Source organism: Luteimonas sp. KH_071 (assembly GCF_057838005.1).
Genome location: NZ_CM174458.1, coordinates 1,117,135 through 1,141,272 on the forward strand (window position 1 = coordinate 1,117,135; position 24,138 = coordinate 1,141,272).

At 67.6% G+C, this 24,138-nt stretch carries 22 protein-coding genes; 14 read left to right on the forward strand and 8 right to left on the reverse strand.

Features of this window, described 5'->3' with window-relative positions; all coding sequences use genetic code 11:
• Positions 1-24 precede the first annotated feature (24 nt).
• A complete protein-coding gene (locus AC3IRM_RS05170) occupies positions 25-3,066 on the reverse strand; it encodes a TonB-dependent receptor plug domain-containing protein (RefSeq protein WP_489205167.1) in 3,042 nt (1,013 codons plus the stop codon).
• Positions 3,067-3,295: 229 nt separating this feature from the next.
• Here AC3IRM_RS05170 and AC3IRM_RS05175 point away from each other — a divergent pair, with 229 nt between their 5' ends.
• The 4 genes from AC3IRM_RS05175 (at position 3,296) to AC3IRM_RS05190 (ending at position 6,981) form a co-directional block, all read left to right on the forward strand.
• Entirely contained in the window at positions 3,296-4,876 is a 1,581-nt protein-coding gene (locus tag AC3IRM_RS05175) for a tetratricopeptide repeat-containing sulfotransferase family protein (protein ID WP_489205168.1), read from the forward strand.
• A 52-nt stretch (positions 4,877-4,928) separates the two neighbouring features.
• The gene (apbC, locus tag AC3IRM_RS05180; RefSeq protein ID WP_489205169.1) at positions 4,929-5,780 is read left to right on the forward strand and encodes an iron-sulfur cluster carrier protein ApbC; all 852 of its coding nucleotides are present in this window, start codon (positions 4,929-4,931) and stop codon (positions 5,778-5,780) included.
• An 82-nt stretch (positions 5,781-5,862) separates the two neighbouring features.
• The gene (gene dcd / locus AC3IRM_RS05185; RefSeq protein WP_489205170.1) at positions 5,863-6,441 is read left to right on the forward strand and encodes a dCTP deaminase; all 579 of its coding nucleotides are present in this window, start codon (positions 5,863-5,865) and stop codon (positions 6,439-6,441) included.
• Positions 6,442-6,471: 30 nt separating this feature from the next.
• Positions 6,472-6,981, forward strand: a complete 510-nt coding sequence (locus AC3IRM_RS05190; RefSeq protein ID WP_489205171.1) for an RDD family protein — start codon at positions 6,472-6,474, stop codon at positions 6,979-6,981.
• 1 nt (position 6,982) lies between these two features.
• Here the strand turns inward: AC3IRM_RS05190 and AC3IRM_RS05195 are convergent, their stop codons facing one another.
• Together AC3IRM_RS05195 and AC3IRM_RS05200 are read right to left on the reverse strand one after the other, a co-directional pair.
• The gene (locus tag AC3IRM_RS05195; protein WP_489205172.1) at positions 6,983-7,399 is read right to left on the reverse strand and encodes an HIT domain-containing protein; all 417 of its coding nucleotides are present in this window, start codon (positions 7,397-7,399) and stop codon (positions 6,983-6,985) included.
• Positions 7,396-8,085 (reverse strand): dienelactone hydrolase family protein, encoded by a 690-nt coding sequence (locus tag AC3IRM_RS05200; RefSeq protein ID WP_489205174.1) that lies wholly within the window; start codon positions 8,083-8,085, stop codon positions 7,396-7,398. Before AC3IRM_RS05200 ends, AC3IRM_RS05195 begins: the two co-directional genes overlap by 4 nt.
• Positions 8,086-8,259: 174 nt before the next feature.
• Between AC3IRM_RS05200 and rimO the strand changes: the two genes are divergently transcribed.
• Positions 8,260-9,630 (forward strand): 30S ribosomal protein S12 methylthiotransferase RimO, encoded by a 1,371-nt coding sequence (gene rimO / locus AC3IRM_RS05205; RefSeq protein WP_489205176.1) that lies wholly within the window; start codon positions 8,260-8,262, stop codon positions 9,628-9,630.
• Entirely contained in the window at positions 9,627-10,022 is a 396-nt protein-coding gene (locus AC3IRM_RS05210) for a hypothetical protein (protein ID WP_489205178.1), read from the forward strand. Before rimO ends, AC3IRM_RS05210 begins: the two co-directional genes overlap by 4 nt.
• Before the next feature lie 88 nt (positions 10,023-10,110).
• On the opposite strand, the gene AC3IRM_RS05215 is transcribed toward AC3IRM_RS05210, so the two are convergent.
• Genes AC3IRM_RS05215 through AC3IRM_RS05225 form a run of 3 tightly spaced genes read right to left on the reverse strand, consistent with a single transcriptional unit; the run spans position 10,111 to position 12,720 of the window.
• Positions 10,111-10,674, reverse strand: coding sequence for a hypothetical protein (locus AC3IRM_RS05215; protein WP_489205179.1), 564 nt, complete (start codon positions 10,672-10,674; stop codon positions 10,111-10,113).
• A 32-nt stretch (positions 10,675-10,706) separates the two neighbouring features.
• On the reverse strand, positions 10,707-11,213 hold the full coding sequence (gene greB / locus AC3IRM_RS05220) for a transcription elongation factor GreB (RefSeq protein WP_489205180.1): 507 nt from the start codon (positions 11,211-11,213) through the stop codon (positions 10,707-10,709).
• Positions 11,214-11,220: 7 nt separating this feature from the next.
• Positions 11,221-12,720, reverse strand: coding sequence for a helicase HerA-like domain-containing protein (locus AC3IRM_RS05225; RefSeq protein ID WP_489205181.1), 1,500 nt, complete (start codon positions 12,718-12,720; stop codon positions 11,221-11,223).
• Positions 12,721-12,847: 127 nt separating this feature from the next.
• Here AC3IRM_RS05225 and AC3IRM_RS05230 point away from each other — a divergent pair, with 127 nt between their 5' ends.
• Complete coding sequence (locus AC3IRM_RS05230; protein ID WP_489205182.1) at positions 12,848-14,401, forward strand: transglycosylase SLT domain-containing protein; 1,554 nt, start codon at positions 12,848-12,850, stop codon at positions 14,399-14,401.
• Between the two features lie 236 nt (positions 14,402-14,637).
• Here the strand turns inward: AC3IRM_RS05230 and asd are convergent, their stop codons facing one another.
• Positions 14,638-15,486 carry an archaetidylserine decarboxylase gene (gene asd, locus AC3IRM_RS05235; RefSeq protein ID WP_489205184.1) on the reverse strand — a complete coding sequence of 283 codons (849 nt, stop codon included), beginning with the start codon at positions 15,484-15,486 and terminating at the stop codon, positions 14,638-14,640.
• On the reverse strand, positions 15,483-16,148 hold the full coding sequence (locus AC3IRM_RS05240) for an SCO family protein (protein WP_489205185.1): 666 nt from the start codon (positions 16,146-16,148) through the stop codon (positions 15,483-15,485). The genes asd and AC3IRM_RS05240 overlap by 4 nt, the downstream gene beginning before the upstream one ends.
• Positions 16,149-16,250: 102 nt before the next feature.
• On the opposite strand from AC3IRM_RS05240, the gene prmB reads away from it, so the two are divergent.
• The 7 genes from prmB (at position 16,251) to AC3IRM_RS05275 (ending at position 24,121) form a co-directional block, all read left to right on the forward strand.
• Positions 16,251-17,222, forward strand: a complete 972-nt coding sequence (gene prmB, locus AC3IRM_RS05245; protein WP_489205187.1) for a 50S ribosomal protein L3 N(5)-glutamine methyltransferase — start codon at positions 16,251-16,253, stop codon at positions 17,220-17,222.
• A gap of 218 nt (positions 17,223-17,440) precedes the next feature.
• Positions 17,441-18,559, forward strand: a complete 1,119-nt coding sequence (gene aroC, locus AC3IRM_RS05250) for a chorismate synthase (RefSeq protein ID WP_489205188.1) — start codon at positions 17,441-17,443, stop codon at positions 18,557-18,559.
• On the forward strand, positions 18,552-19,577 hold the full coding sequence (locus AC3IRM_RS05255; RefSeq protein WP_489205189.1) for a 2-hydroxyacid dehydrogenase: 1,026 nt from the start codon (positions 18,552-18,554) through the stop codon (positions 19,575-19,577). Before aroC ends, AC3IRM_RS05255 begins: the two co-directional genes overlap by 8 nt.
• A gap of 93 nt (positions 19,578-19,670) precedes the next feature.
• Positions 19,671-20,699 carry an aspartate-semialdehyde dehydrogenase gene (locus AC3IRM_RS05260; RefSeq protein WP_489205190.1) on the forward strand — a complete coding sequence of 343 codons (1,029 nt, stop codon included), beginning with the start codon at positions 19,671-19,673 and terminating at the stop codon, positions 20,697-20,699.
• A 181-nt stretch (positions 20,700-20,880) separates the two neighbouring features.
• Positions 20,881-22,692 carry a type IV pilus assembly protein FimV gene (locus tag AC3IRM_RS05265; RefSeq protein WP_489205191.1) on the forward strand — a complete coding sequence of 604 codons (1,812 nt, stop codon included), beginning with the start codon at positions 20,881-20,883 and terminating at the stop codon, positions 22,690-22,692.
• Positions 22,693-22,700: 8 nt separating this feature from the next.
• Complete coding sequence (gene truA / locus AC3IRM_RS05270) at positions 22,701-23,489, forward strand: tRNA pseudouridine(38-40) synthase TruA (RefSeq protein ID WP_489205193.1); 789 nt, start codon at positions 22,701-22,703, stop codon at positions 23,487-23,489.
• Positions 23,486-24,121 (forward strand): phosphoribosylanthranilate isomerase, encoded by a 636-nt coding sequence (locus tag AC3IRM_RS05275; protein ID WP_489205194.1) that lies wholly within the window; start codon positions 23,486-23,488, stop codon positions 24,119-24,121. Before truA ends, AC3IRM_RS05275 begins: the two co-directional genes overlap by 4 nt.
• The last annotated feature ends 17 nt before the right edge of the window (positions 24,122-24,138 follow it).

Consider the following 24,138-nt stretch of genomic DNA (forward strand, 5'->3'; position numbering starts at 1 on the left):
GTTGTCACTCGGTGCCGACCTGGATCAGAACTTCTTGGTGAAATTCAGGAAGAACGTCCGTCCGAAGTAGTCGTAGCCGCTGTACAACGGCGCGTTGCCGATGGTCGTGTAAGCACCCGTCGAAACACGCGGCGGGTCCTTGTCGGCGATGTTGCGTGCGCCGCCGGTCACCGACCAATCGTCGCCGGAGTAGCGAACCGACAGGTCATGGGTGAAGTAGTCATCCGCTTCCATCAGGTACGTGTCGCGATAGTCGGTGTCGAAATACCGGTCGTAGTACGAGTAGCTTTCGACAGCGCCGACCCAGTTGAGGCCATAACGCACGCGCCAGTTGCGGATCGTGTAGTTCAGATCCAGCTGGCCGGTGTAGTCGGGAGTGCCGAGGTTACCGTTGTAATCGCGGTACTCGATCGTCGGCAGCGTCTGGCCACCTTGTTCGAGGAAATGGGTCACCGCAGCGTTGGCGACGAACTGACCTTGGCCGATATCGCGGCTGTAACGCAGATTGAAGTCCCAGCCACGCACCTTGTCGCGGGCGACGTTGATGTAGCCGGTTGTCACGCTCAGCGTGTTGTTGGCTGCGCGCTGCACGAACCCACAGTAGCCGCTGCCTGCGTTGAATTCCGATACCGACTGTCCGTAGCACAGATCGAGGATCTGAGCGCCGGTCAGCAGGGACACGCCGTTCGAGACTTCCGTCTCAAAGTAATCGGCTGCGAATGACAAATCGCCGAAGCCTGCACCGAACTCCGGCTGCAGCACCAGACCTGCGGTCTTCGACGTCGAGGTCTCGGCAGTCAGGCCCGTTTCAGCGCCGCCACGCGTAAACACAGTGACGCTGCTGTTCTGCTGGAAGTTCGGTACAAGACCGAGGCTCGAGCAGTTCAGGTAACGGTTGCTGGTCTGATCGGTCAGGCCACCCCAGCCGTTGCAGGGATCGCTGTTGGAGCTGGCGAAGCCGCTGCTGGCGCCGAGGAACTGCTCGAACAGCGCTGGTGCGCGGAACGAGGTGCCGTTCGACACGCGGAACGACAGCCAGTCGACCGGGGTCCACAACGCGCCGAGCTTCCAGGTCTTGTCGCTGCCGTAGGAGTCGTAGTCGGTATAGCGAGCCGACATGTTGAAGGTCAGCTCGCGCGCACCGGGCAGACCTGAGAGCAACGGCACTTCGAGCTCACCGTAGGCTTCCTGCACGGTGTCCTTGCCGCGGGTCGGCGTCGAAGCGGTGAAGCTGTACAGGTTGTTGTTGATCGAGTTGATATCCGGGCTGTCGTCGATTTCGCTCTCGCGGTACTCCACGCCAAACGCTGCGGCGACGGAACCACCGAACGGAATGTCGAACAGCGGGCCGGTGACACCGAAGTGCGCGGTCTTCTCTTCGAATACGGTCGAGCCCCTGGTCTGCTGCATGATGTAGTCGCGGTAGGCCTGCGGCAGGTTGCCTGCGACCACCGACGTGCTCAATACCGGCGCGGCGACGCATCCGTCGGAGGTATCGCGACAGACGAAGCCGCCGTTGCCGTCGGATACGACATCCAGGCTCTTTGCGATGCGGTTGGTCAGACGGTTGTTGGTGTAGTAGTCCGCGTCCGAGCGACCGTAGCTGACGTAGCCGTCGTAGGTCCACGAGGTGCCGAGGTCACCACGCAGGCCAGCCGTGTAGCGGCCGAAGTCCACCTGCTGCTTGTTGCCGTAAAGACCCCAGCCGATGAAGGCGCGTGCCGCGACGTTGCGGCCACCGGTCGAACCGTCTGCCGGTGCCGCCAGGAAGGCGGGCAGATCTACGAGACTACCGAGCAGCGGGCTGCGTACCGGATAATCCAGACTGTGCTGCAGATAACCGGTCTGTGACGACTCGCGGCGGGTGGCCAGGATCTCGAAATATGCTTCGGCATTGCCGAGCACGTTCAGATCCATGCTGCCCTGGAGGAAGCCGGTGATGTTGGTGGTGGGCGAGACCAGCTGCTCTTTCTTCATCAGTGGGTCGAACGTCGTACGGCCTTCGTAGTCGACGCCTTCATAGCCCGGAAGATCGCCATCGGTGATGGCTGCGTTCGGACGCCAACGGTTGAAGTAATCGAAGCCGCCCGGTGGCAGGTTGCCCGGGTCGTAGGTGCCGTAGTAGCCGAGGCTGCCCAGACCGGGGCGGCCCAGCAGATACGCGGTGCCCAACGTGTTGATGGTCACACCGCCTGCGTCCAGGCCCCAGCACTTCGGCTCGCCAGTGGTCGGATCGATGTAGTCGTCGGCGCCGTACTGGCCCGTGGCAGGATCACGGCCGAGTAGCGGCCGCGGGCACTTGCTGGCCCAGTCGCGCTGGCCCAGCTCGATCGCGTCGCGGTCGTAGATTTCCAGCGAGCCGGACACCCGCCAGCGGTCACCGCTGGTGCCGAACAGCAGGCCCCAGCGATTCTCGGCGCCGCCGCCGTTCTGCGTCACGTTGGTGCCGAACTCCACCTCCACGCCGTCGACCTTGCTCTTGGTCACGACGTTCACCACGCCCGCCACCGCATCGGAGCCATAGATCGCTGAGGCGCCGTCCTTCAGGACTTCGACGTGGTCGACCATGATGCTGGGCAATGTGTTCAGGTCGACTGAGCCGACCGCGCCGCGCGACCCTGCCGGCGCCATGCGGCGGCCGTTGAGCATGATCAGCGTACGCGTGGCACCGAGACCACGGAGGGACAGCGTGTTGACGCCGGGGCCGCCGTTAACCACAAACCCGCCGTAGGCGTTGTTGATCTGATCGGAGCCGCCCGTCACGGCGTTGCTCTGCAGCATACCGGCGGTCGAGGCAAAGCCAGCGATCGTTGATTCTTCACGGGTGATCACCTGCACAGGCGATACCGAGTTGTAGGAACTCTTCGCGATGCGCGAGCCCGTGACGGTCACCGTGTCCAGCGTCGACGCGCTCGTCGAGCGGGTCTCTTCGGTCGATTCTTGCTCTTCCGTGGTGGTGGTCTGCGCGTACGCAGCGCCTAGCGGGAACAGCAGCGCTGTTGCCAACGCAATCGTCAACGGACTTCTGTTGACACGAAGGGCATGGGTGGACCGTTGACGAGCCATTGCAATATCTCCTTTCGAAACAATCGGTTACAATAAAAAATGAGTGGATCTGAAATCGTTGCTGAACGATACTACTGATGAATATTCGTTGAATGCAATGCCTTTTTAACAATGCGGTCACTTTTCCCTTGTCCAGACGCACGTGTCGGGACCCGGAGCTGCTGTCGGAGCAGGCGTGATCAGCACGCAGGGATTTCCCTGCTGACCGAGAGAACAGATGAATCAGCCAATGGCACACCCGGCAGCGGATCTTGCCGATCGGATCAGGGCGGGTTATGACCTGCTGAGACAGGGAAGGATCGGCGACGCGGTCGCACACGCACGCGCGCTCGCGGAGACATATCCGGAACAGGCGAAGGTATTCGCGTTCTCGGCCGAAGCCGGCCGCCTTGCCGACGATCTGACCAGTGCGCTGGCGGCGATCGACACCGCCATCGCGCTGTCGGACGATGCGCAACACAAGATCAAGAAGGCCTGGTTGCTGTCGCGTTCCTACCGTCGCGACGAGGTGTCGACGCTGGCCGAAGCGCTATCTGCACAAGCGGGAAGCGACGCGACGCTGATCTGGCAGATTGGCAAGCTTTACTACCACCACAATTTGCTGACACCGGCGATTGAGCACTACGAACGGGCGCTGGCACTGGTCGGTGATCGCCCGGCGTGGCGGTACGACTTGGCGGTCGCCCGCTTCTACGCTGGTCAGGCGGAGGCGGCCGAAAAGGATTTGGACCGGGTGCTGGAGGCATCACCACAGGCGGGCCCGGTGATTTACCTGCGTTCAACGCTCGGTCGCCAGAAACCGGATCGCAACCACGTCTCCGACATCGAAGCCCGCCTGGCGGCCGGATTCGGGCGCGACGAGGATCGTGCCTGCGCGCTGTATGCACTGGGGAAGGAGCTCGAGGACCTCGCAGATCACGATAGGTCGTTTGCTGCGATTTCCGAGGGTGCCCGGGCGCGACGTGCAACGTTGCACTACGACCCTGCCGGGTTCTACGCGACGCTCGACGAGATCCGGGTCGTGATGGATGCGGCCGCCATGTCCGCGCCGGTGGCCGGATCGGAAGGGGAGGGCGCGATCTTCATTCTGGGGATGCCGCGCACCGGCACCACGCTGGCGGAACGCATGCTTCTGCAGTCGGGCGAGGTGAAGAATGCGGGCGAGCTGACGGATTTCGGCTTTCTGATGAGCAACGGCATCCGGAAGCTCCAGGCCGACAATCCGGGGATCTCCCTCGCAGAGGCATCGCTGAAACTCGATTTCGCAGCGCTTGGTGCGCAGTACATGCGAGGGGCGCGACAGATGGCTGGCGGGAGCTCCCGTTTCATCGACAAGATGCCCGCCAATTTCATGTACTCCGGCGTGATCCGCAAGGCGTTGCCGCACGCGAAAATCATTCATTTGGTGCGCGATCCGCTTGACAGCTGCTACGCGATCTTCAAGACCCTGTTCTTCAATGCCTACGAGTTCTCCTACGACCAGATCGAGCTGGCCGAATACTTCATCGCATATCGCCGTCTGATGGCGCACTGGCATGCCGTGATGCCGGGCGCCATTCTCGATGTTCGCTACGAGGATCTGGTCACCGATCCTGAAGCGCAGTCCCGGCGTATCTACGACTGGTGCGGTCTGGACTGGACGCCGGCGGCCTTGAGCGTGCCCGACAAAGGCGCGGTGTTCGCAACGGCAAGCGCTGCGCAGGTGCGCGAGCCGGTGCACGCGCGTTCGGTTCGCAGTTCGCGCAGGCACGTCGTCGGTCTCGCACCGCTCGTCGAGAAATTGACGGCCGCTGGGCTTTACGAGCCTTGATCCAATGGGTCCGGCGCGGTAGTAAAATGCGGCGCCGCATCTCCGGATCGCCATGACCATTCACCCCGCGCGTGCCGTCCAGACAGGCTTGGCGCCCCACACCCGGATCCGCAACATCATTGCCATCGGTTCCGGCAAGGGCGGCGTCGGCAAGTCGACCACCGCCGTGAACCTCGCACTTGCGCTCGCTGCCGACGGTGCGCGGGTGGGCGTGCTCGATGCTGATGTGTACGGCCCGAGTATTCCGATGATGTTGGGCCTGTCCGGCAAACCCGACAGCCCGGATGGCAAGTCGATCCAACCGATGCGGGCCCACGGCATCGAAGCGATGTCGATCGGTCTGCTGGTCGACCAGGACACGCCGATGATCTGGCGCGGCCCGATGGCAACGTCGGCGCTGACGCAGTTGCTCAACGACACGCTGTGGGGCGGCGACGAGACGCTCGACTATCTGCTGGTGGATCTGCCGCCGGGCACGGGCGACATCCAGCTCACGCTGGCCCAGAAGATTCCGGTGGCGGGCGCTGTAATCGTCACGACGCCGCAGGATGTGGCCACGCTCGATGCGCGCAAGGCGCTGAAGATGTTCGAGAAGGTGGAGGTGGCGGTGCTCGGGCTGGTGGAGAACATGGCCCAGCATGTGTGCTCGAACTGCGGGCATGTCGAGCACCTGTTCGGTGACGGCGGCGGTCAGCGCATGGCGACGCAGTACGGCGTGCCGCTACTGGGTTCGCTGCCGCTGGAAATCGGCATCCGTATGCAGGGGGATGCTGGTGTGCCGATCGTCGTCGCGGCGCCCGATTCGGCTGCCGCGCAGGCGTATCGCGCCACGGCGCGGCGATTGGTGGAAGCACTCGAGAAGCGGCCGCGGGCGCCGATGTCGATTTCCGCCTCGCTGGTCTGATGCTGCGGCGGCGGCGGGGTGACGCAGGCGGGCTGGACGGCGACAATGCGCGTCCAGGCCGCCGCGCCGCAGGAACCCCACGATGAGCATCAAGAGCGACCGCTGGATCCGCCGCATGTCCGAAATGCCTGGCGGCATGATCGAGCCCTTCGAGCCTGGCCAGGTGAAGCAGGACCCCGCCGGCCAGCGCATCGTCAGCTACGGCACGTCGAGCTACGGCTACGACGTGCGCTGCTCGCGCGAGTTCAAGATCTTCACCAACATCAACTCGACGATCGTCGATCCGAAGCATTTCGACCCCGGCAGCTTCGTCGACATCGAGGCGGATGAATGCATCATCCCGCCGAATTCGTTTGCGTTGGCGCGCACGGTGGAGTACTTCCGCATCCCGCGTGACACGCTGGTCGTGTGCCTGGGCAAGAGCACGTACGCGCGCTGCGGGATCATCGTCAACGTGACGCCGCTCGAGCCGGAATGGGAAGGCCACGTCACGCTGGAATTCAGCAATACAACGCCGCTGCCGGCGCGCATCTACGCCAACGAAGGTGTCGCGCAGATGCTGTTCTTCCAGTCCGATGCCGACGACGTGTGCGAGACCTCGTACAAGGATCGCGGCGGCAAGTACCAGGGCCAGCGTGGCGTCACCCTGCCGCGCACCTGATCGTTGGAAACATCACGCAAGGACGCTGCGATGCAGGACCCGAATCCCTATCAAGCGCCGAGCGCCCAGTTGCAGACCGATGCGCTCGAGCAGCTTGCAGAGCGCGGCATGCGCCTGGGCGCCGTATTGATCGATGGCCTGATCGGGTTGGCCGTTCTCACGCCGCTGATGTGGCTCGGCGGCTACTGGAACGCGGTCATCGACGCGGCGCAACGTGGTGAGCAGGTCGGCTTCGGTCTGCAGGCGCTATGGATGCTGATCGGCATGCTCGCATTCGCCGCGATCCACGCCTGGCCGTTGCATGTCGGGGGCCAGACCTGGGGCAAGCGTCTGCTCGGCATCCGCATCGTGACGCTCGATGGCCGTCCGGTGACGGCACTGCGCGCGATCTTCGCGCGCTATTTCCCGCTGCAGGTCGTGGGCGGCATTCCGTGCCTGGGCGCGCTGGTCGTGCTCGGCAGTCTCTGCATGATCTTCCGGCAGGACCGGCGTTGCGGCCACGATTTCGTCGCGGGGACGCGCGTGGTGCGCGCGCGCTGAATCAGCGCCCGAGCGCAGCCTGCAGGCGGCTGATGCGTGAGACGAGCTGCTCCGGCGTATAGGGTCGCGCGGCGACCCGGCCCCACACCGGCGCTGGCCAGGCCGGATCGTCCTGTTCGCGGCCGATCACGTGCACATGCAGCTGCTCGACCATGTTGCCGAGCGCGGCGATGTTGAGCTTGTAGGGCTGGAAAACGGTGCGCAGCAGGCGTGCGGCGATGTCGATCTCGTCGGTCAGCTGGCGACGCTGGTCGGCATCGAGATCGATCAGTTCGCGCGCGCCGGCGATGCGCGGCACCAGCACCAGCCACGGATAATTTGCGTCGTCCATCAGGCGCATCTCGCACAGTGCGAGCGTCGCCAGCGGATGGGTGTCGTCGGCGAGCTGCGGATGCAGCGCATAGGCAGAGTGGGTCATGGCATCGCGTCCTGCCGCAGCGCGGCGTCGAGGAAGGCGAGGGTGGCACGGCGTGCGGCGGCCGCGCTCGCCGCGTGGTAATGCGCAGGATCGACATCGCGGTTGAAACCATGACCACCCGGATGCACCAGCACTTCCGCGTCGGGCTGGGCCGCGCGGTGACGCGCGATGTCGTCTGGCGAAATAGCGGGGTCGTCCGCGCCGAACTGGAACAGCATCGGCGCCTGCAGGGGTTCGTCCAGGAACGGCACGGTGCGCGCGCCGTAATAGCTGACCGCGGGCAGGCCCAGGCGCGTGTTGGCGAGAAAGGCCAGCGTGCCGCCCCAGCAGAAGCCGACTACGCCGATGCCACGATGACCTTGCGACTGCAGCGTCCCGCGGCAGGCACGGAGCATGCCGAGCGCGCGCTCAGTGCCGAGCGCTTCGACCAGTTCGCGACCGCGCGCGAAGCCGTCGGCGTCGTAGGCGAGTTCGACGTGGCGTGCAACCGGGTCGAACAGCGCCGGCGCCAGCGCCACGTAGCCCGCGGCCGCATAGTTGTCGGCGACGCTGCGGATGTGCACGTTGAGGCCGAAAATCTCCTGGATCACGACCACCGCGCCCAGCGCAGCGGCGCCATGTGGCGGGTCGGCACGCCAGGCGTTCACCGGTCCGGAGGGCGTGGCGAGAATGACGTCCAGGCCCATGGGGGTTCCCTGTTCAGGTGGCGCACCGAGTCTAACCGAGGCGTCCGCGTATGCACGCGCCACCGGTCGGTCCCCCGGGCCGGCGCTATACTGCGCGGCCTTCGCGCGCGGGCGTCATGCCGCGCGACCGCGATCCCAGCCGCCCCGGGCGGCCATCTCCAAGCCACGGTTCCCATGTCCGCAGCCAATCCCAAGGTCGGGTTCGTCAGCCTCGGCTGTCCGAAAGCCCTCGTCGATTCCGAGCGCATCCTCACGCAGCTCCGCGTCGAGGGCTACGACATCGTCCAGACCTACGACGATGCCGACGTCGTCGTCGTCAACACCTGCGGCTTCATCGATTCGGCGGTGACCGAATCGCTGGACGCGATCGGCGAGGCCATCGCCGAGAACGGCAAGGTCATCGTGACCGGGTGCTTGGGCAAGCGCGAAGAAGTGATCCGCGAGGCGCATCCCGGCGTGCTGTCGATCAGTGGCCCGCAGGACTACGGCTCGGTGATGCGCGCGGTGCATTCGGCGGCGCCGCAGACGCACAATCCCTTTATCGATCTTGTGCCGCGCCGTCCGGCGATGGATGACATCGGCATCAAGCTGACGCCCAGGCACTACGCGTATCTGAAGATTTCCGAAGGCTGCAACCACCGCTGCAGCTTCTGCATCATTCCGTCGATGCGCGGCGATCTGGTCTCGCGCCCGGTCGACGACGTGCTGCGCGAAGCCGAGAAGCTCGTGCGCGGTGGCGTACGCGAACTGCTGGTGATTTCGCAGGACACCTCGGCCTACGGCGTCGACGTGCGCTATGCCGAGCGCACCTGGCGCGAGCGCCAGTACGCGACGCGCATGAAAGCGTTGTGCGAAGGCCTGTCGGAACTCGGCGTGTGGACGCGTCTGCATTACGTGTATCCGTACCCGCACGTCGACGACATCATCCCGCTGATGACCGAGCGTCACGCCGACGGTATGCCGAAGCTGCTGCCGTATCTCGACGTGCCGCTGCAGCACGCCAGCCCGCGCATTCTCAAGCTGATGAAGCGCCCCGGCGCGATCGACAAGACCCGCGAGCGCATCGCGCGCTGGCGCGAGATCTGCCCCGAGCTGACGATCCGCAGCACCTTCATCGTCGGTTTCCCGGGCGAGACCGAGGACGATTTCCAGCAGTTGCTCGATTTCCTCGACGAGGCGCAGCTCGATCGCGTGGGTGCGTTCGCCTACTCGCCGGTCACGGGCGCGACGGCCAATGCGCTTCCCGATGCCGTGCCTGAAGCGGTGAAGCAGGAGCGCCTCGCGCGCTTCATGGAGAAGCAGGCGGAGATCTCGACCGCGCGCCTCGAGGCCAAGGTCGGCACGGTGCAGATGTGTCTCGTCGACATGGTCGACGGCGATCTGGCGATCGCACGTTCGATGGGCGATGCGCCCGAGATCGACGGCGTGGTGCAGATCCAGGATGGCCGCGAGGCCGGTCTGCAGCCCGGCGATTTCGTCGATGTCGCGATCATGGGCAGCGACGAGCACGATCTCTACGGCGAGGTCGCCGAGGTCCTCGCGTGATCCGCCGCGCGGACGTGTTGGCGGTCGCGCTATGCGTGACCGGCTTCGCCCATGCGGCCGATGGCCTGAGCGGCACCTATCAACCGGCTGGCGAAGGCGCCGCGGCGTTTCCTGCCGATGCGCAACTGGTGGTGCGCGCCGAAGGCCGGGGATGGCTGGCGATGTTCCGCGGCGAAGGACTCGCGCTGCTGCCGCTGAGCGCGATGGAGCAGCATGGTCTGTTCCCGGACATCGGCCCCGAAGCGCGCCTGCAGTGCGCGTACTCGCGCGCGTTTCTGTTCTGCCGGGTGTCGCCGGGCACCGCATTTCCCGACAAGCAGTTCACGTCGACGACCGGGTATTTCACCGCCTTGTCGGACCACCAGATGTTCGAGATGCGTCGGGTCGATTGATGGCGAAACGCGTCGCGGCCTGCGCGCCGCCGCGCGTTTCCAGTGGCAGCCCGCCTCGCCGCGTCCAACGGCCCGGTTCGAGAACGGATCAGCGGCGCCCGCGCTCCTGCGCTTCGACCGCGTCCAGATACGCCCAGGTCGCCACCTCGATCGCGTCGATCGATGCGATTGCCCACGGCAGCAGGCGCCGGCCTTCGTCGCCGCCGTCGTCGCGCATCGTGCCCGCGGCGTTGTAGTCGACCAGTGCCTGCCACGCCGGCAGGCGTGCATCGACGGTGTCGCGCAACTGGCGCAGCGCTGCATCGGCGACCGGCGCCGAGCCGGCTGCGGCCAGTGCGATCTCCGCGCGCGACTGGAAATCGGCGCCGAAATGATGGGTGTCTGTGCGTGCACGCCAGAACGCGCCGAGCCGGAAACGTTCGTCGTCGGCGGCTATCGGCCCGCGTGCGAGGCTGGGCGTGGTGCGGGTGATCAGGAAGCGCCGCAGGCGGTGCGCGAGGTCCGCGTGCGCCAGCGCCTTCGCGTCCGGTGCCGGCGCGGCACGGTCCTGCGAGGTCGTCGGCGATGCGTCACGCGTACACGCGGGCAGGGCGAACAGGGCGACTGGCAGCAGCAGCGCTGACAGAACGCGCGCAGCGAGGCGAATGTTCAAGCGCCGCCGCCACGCCGGGACAACAGAGGCACTCACGCCGCGCGATAGTCCACGGCGAGCACCGCGAAGCGCACCAGGCCGCCTGGCAGCTGCGCTTCGAATTCGTCGTCGACGCGCTTCTTGAGCATCGCGCGCGCCAGCGGCGAATCGATGCTGATCCAGCCGGCTTTCGCGTCGGTTTCGTCGGGTCCAACGATGCGGTAATGCGCCAGCTCGCCGCTGTCGGTCTCTTCCAGCTCGACATGCGCGCCGAAGAACACGGCCTCGGGATCGCTCGGAGCGGCATCGATCACGCGCAGCGACTCCAGCCGCTTCGACAGATAGCGCACGCGCCGGTCGATCTCGCCGAGCTGCTTCTTGCGATAGGTGTATTCGGCGTTCTCGGAGCGGTCGCCTTCGGCCGCCGCGGCCGACAGGGCGCGCACGACCTCGGGCCGGCGCGCGCGCCACAGATCGTCGAGCTCGGCCTTCAGGCGCGCATGGCCTTCCGGCGTGATCAACGCGGTGCTCTTTTCGGCGGGCGGGCGCCAGCGGCTCATCGATTGCTCACTTGAGGCGGATCCCGCCGAGCAGATTGCGGACGATGCGATTGGTGATCGTGCGCACCGCCTGCTTGCCGGCTGCCTGCACCGCGCCCTGGCGGCGCCCAGTGCCGAACAGGAATTCGTTGATCGAGCGGCCGACGCCGCCTTCGCCCTCGTCGGCCTCCGCTTCGCGTGCGGTCTTGGCCGGCGGTGTCTTCGCCTGCGCGGTCGCATCCTCGGCGCGTTTCGCGAGCAGTTCGGCTGCGGATTCGCGGTTGATCGCCGTGTCGTACTTCCCGCCGACCGGGCTGTTCGCGCGCACCTGCGCGCGCTCTTCCGGCGTGATCGCGCCCATGCGGCAGCGCGGCGGCGCGATCAACGTGCGCTCGACCGGCATCGGCACGCCCTTGTCCTGCAGCGTGGAGACCAGCGCCTCGCCGGTGCCGAGCTGCGAGATCGCGCCCGCCACATCGAGCGCGGGATTCGGCACGAAGGTTTCGGCCGCGGTGCGCACGGCCTTCTGGTCGCGCGGCGTGAACGCGCGCAATGCGTGTTGCACGCGGTTGCCGAGCTGGCCAAGCACGTTGTCGGGCACGTCGTCGGGAAACTGCGAGCAGAAGTACACGCCCACGCCCTTGGAGCGGATCAGGCGCACCACCTGTTCGATGCGCTGCTGCAGCGCGGCTGGCGCATCGTTGAACAGCAGATGCGCCTCATCGAACACGAAGACGAGTTTGGGTTTGTCCAGATCGCCGACTTCCGGCAGCGTCTCGAACAGTTCCGACAGCAGCCACAGCAGAAAGCTCGAATACAGCCGCGGGCGCAGGATCAGCTGGTCGGCGGCAAGGATGCCGATGACGCCGCGGCCGTCGGTGGACGTGCGCATCAGATCGGACAGTTCCAGCGCCGGCTCGCCGAAGAAGTGATCGCCGCCATCCTGCTCCAGCCGCAGCAGCGAACGCTGGATCGCGGCCACCGACTGCGGGCTGACCAGACCGTACTGCGTGGAGATGTCCTTGCGCTCGTCGGTCACCACGCCCAGCAGCGCGCGCAGATCGGCGAGATCGAGCAGCAGCAGGCCGCGGTCGTCGGCGAGCTTGAACACGATGTCGAGTACGCCCGACTGGGTGTCGTTGAGTTCGAGGATGCGCGCCAGCAGCAGTGGGCCGACTTCACTGACCGTCGTGCGCACCGGATGGCCGAGTTTGCCGTAGAGATCCCAGAACACCACCGGGCTCGCGGCGGGCGCCCAGTCGGCAACGCCGATCTCGGCTGCGCGTGCGAGCAGCGTGTCACTTGCCGTTCCCGCGACCGCCAGCCCGGCGACATCGCCCTTGACGTCGGCCATGAACACCGGCACGCCGATACGCGAGAAGCCTTCGGCCAGCGTCATCAGGGTGACGGTCTTGCCGGTGCCGGTCGCGCCGGCCACGAGACCATGGCGGTTGCCGAACTTCGGCAGCAGGTGCACGGGCCCGGCGTCAGGGGTGGTGACAGCCTTGCCGAGCAGGATCGGATCCATCGCGCGGACGCTCCATGAAGTGGATGCAGCGATTCTAGCGACTGCGTCGCGGTTCGCGACGCGCGCCTTGCCCCTCTGCAACAGGCAGGGCTACCCTGCGGGCCCTGTCTGCTGGACCCCCGTCACGATGCGAGATTCCGTTTCCACGACGTTGCGCCTCGGCGCCCTCGCGCTGGCGCTTGCGCTGGCCGGCACGGCCACCGACGCGAACGCGCAGTCGCGCCGCGACCGCGAAGCCGGCGAGGCGCTCAACCAGCGCATGCTCGATGCAGAGGCCCGCTATCGCCAGGCGCTGGTGCAGATCGCCAACGACGACCCGGCCGGCATCAATGCCAGCAACGCCGCGCTGGAGGACATGGAAGACGTGATGCTGGCCTGCGAGAAGCAGCGTGGCTGCAGCGTTCCGCAGCTGCTGACGACCTACAAGCGCCTGCTCAAGGCCGATGCCGATGCCCAGGCCGGACAGGGCCCGGATGGCACGGATCTCGATGGCCTCGAAGGCACGCTGCCCACCGCCGATGTGCCGGCCGCTGCCAGTGCGTCTGCGCTGCTGGCCGAGGACGAGCGCTTCAAGCGCATGGTCCAGCTCAACCCGGCCGTGCAGGCCTCGATCCGCCGCTGGCTCACCGACATGCGCGTGTCGTTGATGACCAGTCACGAGAACTACCAGTACATGCAGCACCTGATGTCGCCGGCGTTCAAGCGCAGCGGGCTGCCGGAAGCGCTGCTGTTCGGCATCCTCGCCAAGGAATCCAACGGCCGCGTGCATGCGCGTTCGCGCGCGGGCGCTGCAGGTCCGCTGCAGTTCATGCCGGCCACCGGGCGTCGCTTCGGCCTGGGGCCGGACGGCACCGGCTTCGACACGCGCTACGACCCGCGCCTGTCGGCCGATGCCGCGGCGGTGTATCTCAACGAGCGCTTCGCCCAGCACGGCAACGAAATCGAATACTGGCTGGCCGGCTACAACGGCGGCGAAGGCCGGGCGTTGCGGATCTACCGCGAGGCCAACGGCCGCAGCTTCTGGGACCCCGGCGTCTACAACCAGTTCCCGGCCGAGACCAAGGACTACGTGCCGATGGTCATCGCCGCGGCCTGGCTGTACCTGCATCCGGAGGAATACGGCCTGACGTTCCCCAAGATCGACACGCGCCCGGCAACCTTCACCCTCGAACGCCCGGCGTCGATCTACGAGCTGACGATCTGCATGGGCAACGGCACCACCCGCGACGGTTACATGCGCGCGCTGCGCAACCTCAACCCGAGCTACGAGGCCGACAGCCTGCTGCCTGTCGGCACCACGCTCGCCGGCACCACGCGCATGGCCGGCCTGTACAAGCGTTGGTGCGTGCGCGGCGACCGCTCCGATCTCGCGGCCGAGCTGGTCAACAGCGACCCACGTGCGGCGATCGTGCGCACGGGTGCGATCGAAGTGCTGTCGACCGATGGCGATCCGCCGCCGGCCGCGGTGCCGCCGTCCGCTGCCGCGCCGCGTCCGCCGGCGCCGGCGCCTGCGCCTGCAGCGGCGCGCACGCATCGCGTGGCACGTGGCGAAACGCTCGGCAGCATCGCCCAGCGCTACGGGTGCGACGTGTCGGTGCTTGCGCGTGCCAATGGTCTGCGCGCGCCGGCGTATGCGCTCCGCCAGGGGCAGTCGTTGAAGCTGGAGGGGTGTTCGCGCTGAGGGCAGGCGTCGCTTCGACGTGCTCGCCCGCTCTCACTCGCCTGGAAACCTGCACCTCTCCCTTTGGGAGAGCGCCTGCCCCGGACTTGATCCGGGGTCGACGCGCGCAGCGCGGCGGGTGAGGGCGGGCTTTCTCGCAAAAGCCACACAAGCACCCTCACCCCAACCCCTCTCCCGGCGGGAGAGGGGCTCGAATCTCGCGCGGTTTCAATTCAAAGCGGCGCGGCGCGCCGCTTTCAGTCGGCCGTCCGCACTGCCAACCGCTGTCCGAGCCGCACCGGCGATTCGGCGTGCAGCGAAGGCTCCAGATCCGCAACGCCCTTGGGCAGCAGCACGATGACCGTCGAACCGTAATTGAAGCGCGCCATCTCTTCGAAACGTTGCAGGGTGATGCCCTGTCCGCGCCAGTCCTTGCGCTGGATGCGGTCGCCGTAAGCGGGAATTTCCTCGCCGCTCCAGACCGTTTCCACGCCCGAGACCAGCAGCGCACCGACCATGACCTGCACCATCGGGCCGAAGTCGGTGTCGAAGTGGCAGACCAGGCGCTCGTTGCGGGCGAACAGGCGCGGCACCCTGGAGACCGCTGCAGTGCCGACGCTGAAGAGCCGGCCGGGCACGTGCACGGTTTCGCGCAGGGTGCCGGTCCAGGGCATGTGCACGCGGTGATAGTCGCGCGGCGACAGGTAGACCGTGGCGAAACTGCCGTCGAGGAACGGCGTGGCATCGTCAGCGTCGCCCAGCAGTTCGGCGACGGTGAACGACTGGCCCTTGGCCTGGAAGATGCGCCCGGCTTCGATCGGGCCGCACTGGCTGATATGGCCGTCAGCGGGCATCACCAGCGCACGCGGGTCCGGATCCGGCACGCGCACGCCCTCACGCAGTGCGCGGGTGAAGAACGCATTGAAGCTGGCGTAGGACGCCGGATCGGGATTCGCCGCTTCCGACAGGTCGACACCGAACTTGCGCACGACGGTGTCGATCAGCCAGCGGCGCGTGCCGGGGTTCTGCGAATACGCGAGCCGCCGCGCCAGCGACGACAGATAGCGGTGCGGCAGGGCGTAGGTCAGCGAAGTGACGAAGCTCACGGGCGGTACTCGGCGGTCAGGCGCATCAGGTCGGCGGCGACGGCTTCGGGGCGGGGCGTCTCGGCGTTGAGCACGCTGCCCGAGACCACGCCGGCCATGCGGCCCTGCGGGTCGAGCACGGCCAGCGAAGCGCTGTGGTCGATGGTGTAGGCGTTCTCGGGTGCGTCGCGGTCCAGCGGCACCTTGGCGAACACCATCGACAGCGAACGCGTGAAGCGCTCGAGCGACGGCACGTCGCCGGTCGCGGCCAGCGTGTCGCGGTGGAAGGCATGCGCGTAATCGCCGAGGCGCTCGGGCGTATCGCGCTCGGGATCGACGGAGACGAACAGCACGCGCGGACGCGTCGCTTCGGGCAGCGTCTCCCACTGGCGCTGGGCCTGGGCGAGGTGGGTCAGCGTCATCGGGCAGACGTCGGGGCAGTGGGTGAAGCCGATGAAGACCAGCGTCCAGTGGCCGGCCAGTTCGCCGGGCAGCAACTGGGTGCCATCGGACTGCTGGAGCGCGAAGTCCGGCAGGGCCCGCGGCTGCGGGTACAGCTGCACGACGTCGAGCTCGGGTGCGGCGGCGGTGCCCGGCGCGGCGAAATACTTCTGCGCGACCAGCAGGCCGAGCCCGCCGGCCAGCGCGACGCAGAGGATGACGAGGGTGGTCCTGTTGAACATCGGGAAATCCGGTTCGAGCGCCGGCCATGATACCCGGCGGGCCGCGGCAGGCCGGTGACCTATAATCCGCGGCCATTACGCCGCCCCCGAGTTCCGCGCGCCATGACCGAAGAACTGCAGACGATCGTCGACCTGATCCGCTACGGCGCCAGCCGCTTCAACGCCGCCGGGCTGACCTTCGGGCACAGCTACGACAACGCGATCGACGAGGCCACACAGCTGACCCTGCATGCGCTGCATCTGCCGCATGACCTGAGCCCGGTCTACGGCCAGTCGCGGGTCACGCTGTCGGAAAAGGAAGACGTGCTGGGCCTGTTCCTGCGCCGCATCGAAGAGCGCGTGCCGGCTGCCTACCTGACCGGCGAGGCCTGGTTCGCCGGCCTGAGCTTCAAGTCCGATGCGCGTGCGCTGGTGCCGCGTTCGCCGATCGCCGAGCTGATCCTGTCCGGCTTCGAACCCTGGCTCGGCGGCCGCGAAGTGCGGCGCGCGCTGGACCTGTGTACCGGCTCGGGCTGCATCGCGATCGCGATGGCGCATCACAACCCGGACTGGCACGTCGACGGCGTCGACCTCAGCGACGAGGCCCTGACGCTGGCCGCCGAAAACGAAACGCGGCTCGAAGTGCGCAATACGCGTTTCCTCAAGTCCGACCTGTTCGACGGGCTGCAGGGCGAGCACTACGACCTGATCGTCACCAATCCGCCCTACGTCACCAACGACGAGACCGACGCGCTGCCGCGCGAATACGGCTACGAGCCCGAGATGGGCCTGCGCGCCGGCGACGACGGCCTCGACCTGGTGCTGAAGATCCTGCGCGACGCCCCGCTGCATCTGACCGAGGACGGCCTGCTGATCTGCGAGGTCGGCGAATCCGAGCAGCATCTGGTCAAGCTGTTGCCGGAACTGCCGCTGATGTGGATCGAGTTCCAGGTCGGCCAGATGGGCATCTTCGTCGTCGAGCGCCACGACCTGGTCACGCACAGCGCGCGCATCACCCAGCTGGCGGCCGAGCGCGAGGCCAAGACGTCGGCCGCGGTCGCGGCGACGGGAAGTGCCGGCGCGGGCCTGTTCTGAGGCCACGTCGTCCAGACCGATCCCTGTAGGAGCGCGCTCGCCCGCGAAGGGCGTTACCGGCGCAACCTCATCGCGCCCAAGCGCGCTCCCACGGCGGCGGCGTCGAGACGGCGCCGTGATCCCGACGGTTCGCCCGGAAACCATGCGTCCACGCGCGGCCCGGTCGCGTTAAGCTTGCCGGCCCGCGTTTTCGTGCCGCGTCACCTCGACGCACGCCCATGTCCAGCAACAGCTTCGGCCAACTGTTCACCGTCACGACCTTCGGCGAAAGCCACGGGCCGGCGATCGGCTGCGTGGTCGACGGCTGTCCGCCGGGCATCGCGCTCGACCCGGAGATGTTCGCTGACGATCTGCAGCGCCGCGCGACCGGGCGCACCCGCCACACCTCGGCGCGGCGCGAGGCCGACGAGGTCGAGATCCTCAGCGGCGTTTACGAGGGCGTGACCACCGGCACGCCGATCGCGCTGCTGATCCGCAACACCGATGCGCGCAGCAAGGATTACGGCAACATCGCCCAGCAGTTCCGGCCCGGCCATGCCGATTACGCGTACTGGCAGAAGTACGGCATCCGCGATCCGCGCGGCGGCGGTCGCTCGTCGGCGCGCGAGACCACGATGCGCGTGGCCGCGGCGGTGATCGCCAAGAAGTGGCTGAGCGATCGCTACGGCGTGCGCGTGCACGGCTACCTGTCGCAACTCGGCGACATCGTGCCGGCGCAGTTCGACAGCGCCGCGATCGACTGGGACGTCGTCGAATCGAATCCGTTCTTCTGGCCCGATGCTGCGCAGGTGCCGGAACTCGAAACCTATATGGACGCGTTGCGCAAGTCCGGCGATTCGGTCGGCGCGCGCGTGACCGCCGTGGCCGACGGCGTGCCCCCGGGCTGGGGCGAGCCGGTCTACGGCAAGCTCGACGGTGATCTGGCCGCGGCGATGATGTCGATCAACGCGGTCAAGGGCGTCGAGATCGGCGCCGGCTTCGCGTCGATTGCGCAGAAGGGCAGCGAGCACCGCGACCTGATGACCCCGCAGGGCTTCGCGTCCAACCACGCCGGCGGCGTGCTCGGCGGCATCAGCACCGGCCAGCAGATCGTCGTGTCGACGGCGTTCAAGCCGACCTCCAGCCTGCGCCTGCCTGCCGATGGTCTGGACACCGACGGCAACACGGTCGAAGTCATCACCACCGGCCGCCACGACCCCTGCGTCGGCATCCGCGCGACGCCGATCTGCGAGGCGATGCTGGCGCTGGTGCTGATGGACCAGGCGCTGCGCCATCGCGCCCAGTGCGGCGATGTCGGCACCGTAACGCCGCGGATTCCGGGGCGCATCGATGGCTGAGTCGCGCCCGAAGGTCTGGGTGTCGCAGCCGCTGTTCGACGACATCGTCGAGCGTCTGCACGCGCACTTCGACGTTGTGCAGGTGCCGGACGTCAGCGAACACGACGCGGCCGCAATCGCCGCCGCGTTGCGCGAGGTCGACGGCGCGCTGGTGACGCTCAACGAGCGCATCGGCAGCGACGAAATTGCAGGCGCGGCAAAGCTGCGCGGGATCGCCAACGTCGGCGTCGGCTACAACAATCTCGACATCGATGCGCTGCAGACGCGCGGCATCGTCGCGACCAACACCCCCGACGTGCTGACCGAGACGACCGCCGATTTCGGCTTCGCGCTGATGATGGCCGCCGCGCGCCGCGTCACCGAGGCCGAGCGGCATCTGCGCGCCGGCCAGTGGCAGGGCTGGAACTTCAAGGGCCTGCTCGGCGCCGATCTGCACGGCAGCACGCTGGGCATCCTCGGCATGGGGCGGATCGGGCAGGGCATCGCGAAACGTGCGTCCGGTTTCGACATGCGCGTGCTCTACCACAACCGCAGCCGCCTGCCGGCCGAGGTCGAGCGCGCGTTCGACGCGACGTATGTCGATTTCGATGCGCTGTTTGCGCAGGCCGATCATGTGGTGCTGGTACTGCCGTATTCGGCCGCTAGCCACCACATCGTCGACGCTGCCGCACTGGCGAAGATGAAATCGACTGCGACGCTCACCAACATCGCGCGCGGCGGCATCGTCGACGAGGCCGCGCTGGCCGATGCGCTCGCAAACGGTCGACTCGCTTCGGCCGCGCTCGACGTGTTCGAAGGCGAGCCCGCCGTCGATCCGCGCCTGCTCGCGCAGGGCAACATCGTGCTGACCCCGCACATCGCCAGCGCCAGCCTCGCCACGCGCCGGGCGATGGTCACGCTCGCGGTCGACAACCTGATCGCCGCGCTCGGCGCGGGCCCGGACGCCGGGCATCCGCCGAGCGTGATCGCGCCGGCTAAAAAAGACGTTGCCGACGCGAAACGTCCGGGAACCGCCTGAGCATCAGGGCGGGCGGTTCCCCGAAGCCCCAGCTGTGCAGCGCCCGCGCGCCATGCGCGACCCACATCCAGAATTCTTTTCGAGACGTATTGAATGTCCAGTTCCCAGAACCGCCGTTTCCGCGTCGCCGTCGTCGGTGCCACCGGCGCCGTCGGCGAGACCATGCTGTCGATCCTCGCCGAGCGTGATTTCCCCGTGTCCGAACTCGTGCCGCTCGCTAGCGCGCGCTCGGCCGGCAGCACCGTGAAGTTCGGTGACGACGACATCGTCGTGCAGGATCTCGCCACCTTCGATCCCGCCGGCATCGACATCGCGTTGTTCTCCGCCGGTGGCGACACCAGCAAGGAATTCGCCCCGAAGTTCGCAGCGGCCGGCGCCGTCGTCATCGACAACAGCTCGGCGTTCCGCTACGACGACGACGTGCCGCTGGTGATCAGCGAGGTCAATCCTGAGGCCGCCCGCAAGCGTCCGCGCGGCATCATCGCCAATCCCAACTGCTCGACGATGCAGATGCTGGTCGCGCTCGCGCCGCTGCACCGCCGTGCCGGCATCGTGCGCATCAACGTGTCGACCTACCAGTCCGTGTCGGGCGCGGGGCGTTCGGCGATGGAAGAACTCGGCCGCCAGACCGGCGACCTGCTGAATTTCCGCGGTATCGATCCGCAGAAGTTCCCGGTGCAGATCGCGTTCAACCTGATTCCGCAGATCGACGCCTTCCTCGAGAACGGTTTCACCAAGGAAGAAATGAAGCTGGTCTGGGAAACGCACAAGATCCTCGGCGACGACAGCATCCTGGTGAACCCGACCGCGGTACGCGTGCCGGTGTTCTACGGCCATTCCGAGTCGGTGGCCGTCGAACTGCGCGAGCGCATCACCGTCGACGAGGCGCGCGCGATCCTCGCCACGGCGCCCGGCGTGGAAGTCGTCGACGAGCGCGTGACGGGTGGCTGGCCGACGCCGGTCACCCACGCCTCGGGTCGCGATCCGGTGTTCGTCGGCCGCATCCGCGAGGACCTCTCGCACCCGAACGGCCTGAACCTGTGGATCGTCGCCGACAACATCCGCAAGGGCGCCGCGCTCAATGCGGTGCAGGTCGCCGAACTGGTCGCCGCCGAAGGCTGATCGCGCGCCATGTCGCGTCGCAGCCACGGCTGTGGCGCCTTGGGTGGATACTGGTGCGATGCGGTGGACGCATCGCGCGTTGCGGAGCGGGAGTCCGCGCCGCTACAGTCGCCGGATGAATCCGGATCATCGGCAGCAGACCCGGCAACGCCGGGTGGGGCAAGCCTGCAAGAAACAGGGGATGTTCGTGTCGCGCACCTTGAAGCGTCTGTTGCTGGCCGGTGGCCTGTTGGCCTTGGCCGGGCCCGTGCTCGCGCTGGGACTGGGCCGCATCGAGGTCCGCTCGCAGCAGGGGCAACCGTTGCTGGCCGAGATTCCTGTCGTGTCCAGCGACCCGGCCGAGCTGCGCCAGTTGCAGGCGCGCCTCGCATCGCCCGAGACCTTCGCGCGCATCGGACTCGAGCCGCCGCGCGGTGTGGTGTCCGATCTGCAGTTCAATGTCGCGCTCGACCGGAGCGGGCGTCCGGTGATCCGCGTCACCAGCGCCGCGCCGGTGACCCAGGAAGCGCTGACGTTCCTGGTGGAAGTCGACTGGGGTCAGGGGCGTCTGGTGCGCGAGTACTCCGCATTGGTCGCCGTGCCCGATACGGTGGCCGCGCCCGCGCAGCCGACGATCCAGGCACCGGTGGCCGCGCCCGCGCCGAGCATCGTGCGTCCGCCGGCTGCGCCCGCACCGCCGCAGCAGCAGGCCGCCGTGCCCGAGCCGCCGACTGACGACGATGCGATTGCGACGGCACCGCCTCCGCCGACGCCTGCACCTGCACCGACGCCCGCTCCCGCGGCGCCTGCCGCCGCTGCTGCAGTCACGCCGGGCGACGCGCTGCCTGCAGTGCGCGCAGGACAGACGCTGTCGTCGATCGCCGCGCCGCTCGCGGACGAGGCCGGCATCAGCGTCAACCAGGCGATGCTGCTGTTGCTGCGCACGAATCCCGAGGCCTTCATCGGCGGCAACCTCAACGTGATCCGTCAAGGCGCGGTGTTGCGGGTGCCGGCGCGCGATGCCTGGACCCAGTTCAGCGCCGCCGAGGCCAATGCCGTGGTGCGCGAGCAGGTGGGCCAGTGGCGCGAGATGCGCCGTCCAGCGCCGCAACCCGCGGAACCCGCGGCGGATGCGACGCCGACGACGGCAACCACCACGCCGCCGGCCGCTGCCCCGCGCGCCGCCGATGCACGACTCGAAATCACACCGCCCGCCAGCGACAGCCAGCCGGCGGGCACCCAATCCGGCATCGCCGCCGGCGCTGGAGGCGACATGCTGCGTCAGGAACTGCAACAGGCCAACGAGACCGTGGCCGCGCGCACCGCGGAGATCGACGAACTCAAGGCCCGCCTCGACGATCTCGAACAGCTGCAGCAGCAACAGCAGCAGCTGATCCAGCTCAAGGATGCCGAACTCGCCGCCGCGCAGCAGCGCATGGAAGCGAGCAACCAGCAGCAGGCGAGCGTCGCTGCGCCGATGCCATGGCTGTGGCTGGGTGTGGCGATCCTCATCGTCGCCGCGCTCGCGTTCCTGCTCGGTCGTCGCGGTCGCACGCCGGCCGCCAAGCGTCCGTTCGACAGCGCCGCGCTCGCGGCCAGCCTGCCGACGTCGAAGGGCGACGCCGCGTCGCCGGCGGTAGCCGTGCCGGAACCGGCGACCCCGCCGGCGTTCGTGCGTGAGACCTCTGCGCCCGCGCCGGTCTTCGAGCCCGCCGCGGTTGCCGTGCCGCCCGCATCGGGTGGGCCGACCTGGCATGCCCCACCTGCTTCACCATCCAGCGAGCCCGAGGCGCTGCCGGTGACCGACGTGGTCTCTGCAGGTGACGCCCGGGTCGAACTCGATACCGGCGACGCCGTGGAAACGCCGGTCGGCGTGGAGCGCGTTGAACTGGCACGCGCCTACATCGATCTCGGCGACACCGACACGGCGCGCACCCTGCTGCTGGAAGTGGTGGAAGGCGACGATCTGGCAGCCGCCGCGCAGGCCGCGCAGCTGCTGCGCACCCTGGACTGAGCACCGCAATGCGGGTCGCGATTGGCGTCGAGTACGACGGCCATGGATTCCATGGTTGGCAGCGGCTGGGCAAGGCGGCCGAGACCGGCCCCGGCTCTGTGCAGGCCGCGCTTGAAACAGCGCTGTCGCGCGTGGCTGCGCATCCGGTCGTGACCACCTGCTCGGGACGCACCGATTCCGGCGTCCATGCGCGCTGCCAGGTCGTGCATTTCGATACCGACGCCGTGCGCACGCCACGCGCGTGGATGCTCGGCACCACCGCGCACCTGCCGCCGGCAGTCTGCGTGCGCTGGGCCCAGCCGGTGCCCGGCGATTTCAGCGCCCGCTTCTCGGCGCGCGCGCGGCACTACCGCTACCGGCTTATCAACCGTCCCGTGCGCCCCGCGTTGCACCGGCAGTACCTCTCCTGGGACCTGCGCCCGCTCGACGCCGACGCCATGCATCGCGCTGCGCAGGCCTTGCTCGGCGAGCAGGATTTTTCCGCATTCCGCACCGTGCATTGCCAGGCCCCGCATGCGCGCCGCGACCTCCAGCGGATTTCGGTCAGGCGCGACGGCGACGAAGTCATCGTCGAAGTGCAGGCGAACGCGTTCCTGCATCACATGGTGCGCAACATCGTCGGCTCGCTGCTCGACGTTGGTGCTGGCGAGCAGCCCGAGACCTGGATCGGAGAACTGCTCGCCGGACGCGATCGCAGTGTCGCCGGCCCCACCGCACCTGCTGCCGGCCTCGTGTTCCTGGGGCCGCTGTATCCGCCGGAGTGGCAGTTGCCGGTGGAAGTGACGCTTCCGGCATGAACGCCCCTGCGAACACGCGGATCAAGTTCTGCGGCCTGACCCGCGCCGAAGACGTCGCCGAAGCGGTGGCGCTCGGCGTCGACTGCATCGGCCTGGTGTTCGCGTCGCGCAGTCCGCGCCGACTGACGCCCGATGCGGCGCGCGTGCTGCGCGAGGCGGTGCCGGCGTCGATCCGGGTCGTCGCGTTGACGATGGACAATCCGTCCGACGACGTCGCCGCGATCGTATCGGCTGTGCGGCCGGACATCCTGCAGTTCCATGGCGCAGAGGACGACGCGTTCTGCGTGCAGTTCGGTCTGCCGTACTGGAAAGCGATCGCGATGGGCGGCGATCCGGCCGCGGCGCTGCGCACGTTGGATGCCTGGCCGAACGCGTCGGCATTCCTGTTCGACGGTCACGCTGCGGGCGAGCCCGGCGGCAGTGGGGAGCGCTTCGACTGGGCCGCACTGCCGGCATCGCTCGACAAGCCGTTCTGGCTCGCCGGCGGGCTCGATGCGGGCAATGTCGCGCATGCGATCGATGTGGCGCACCCGGCGGGCGTCGACGTTTCCAGCGGCATCGAATCTGCGCCGGGCATCAAGGATGCAGGGGGGATGCGCGCGTTCGTCAAAAGGGTGCGCAGCATCCTTTGATCGCCCCGGTAGGGGGC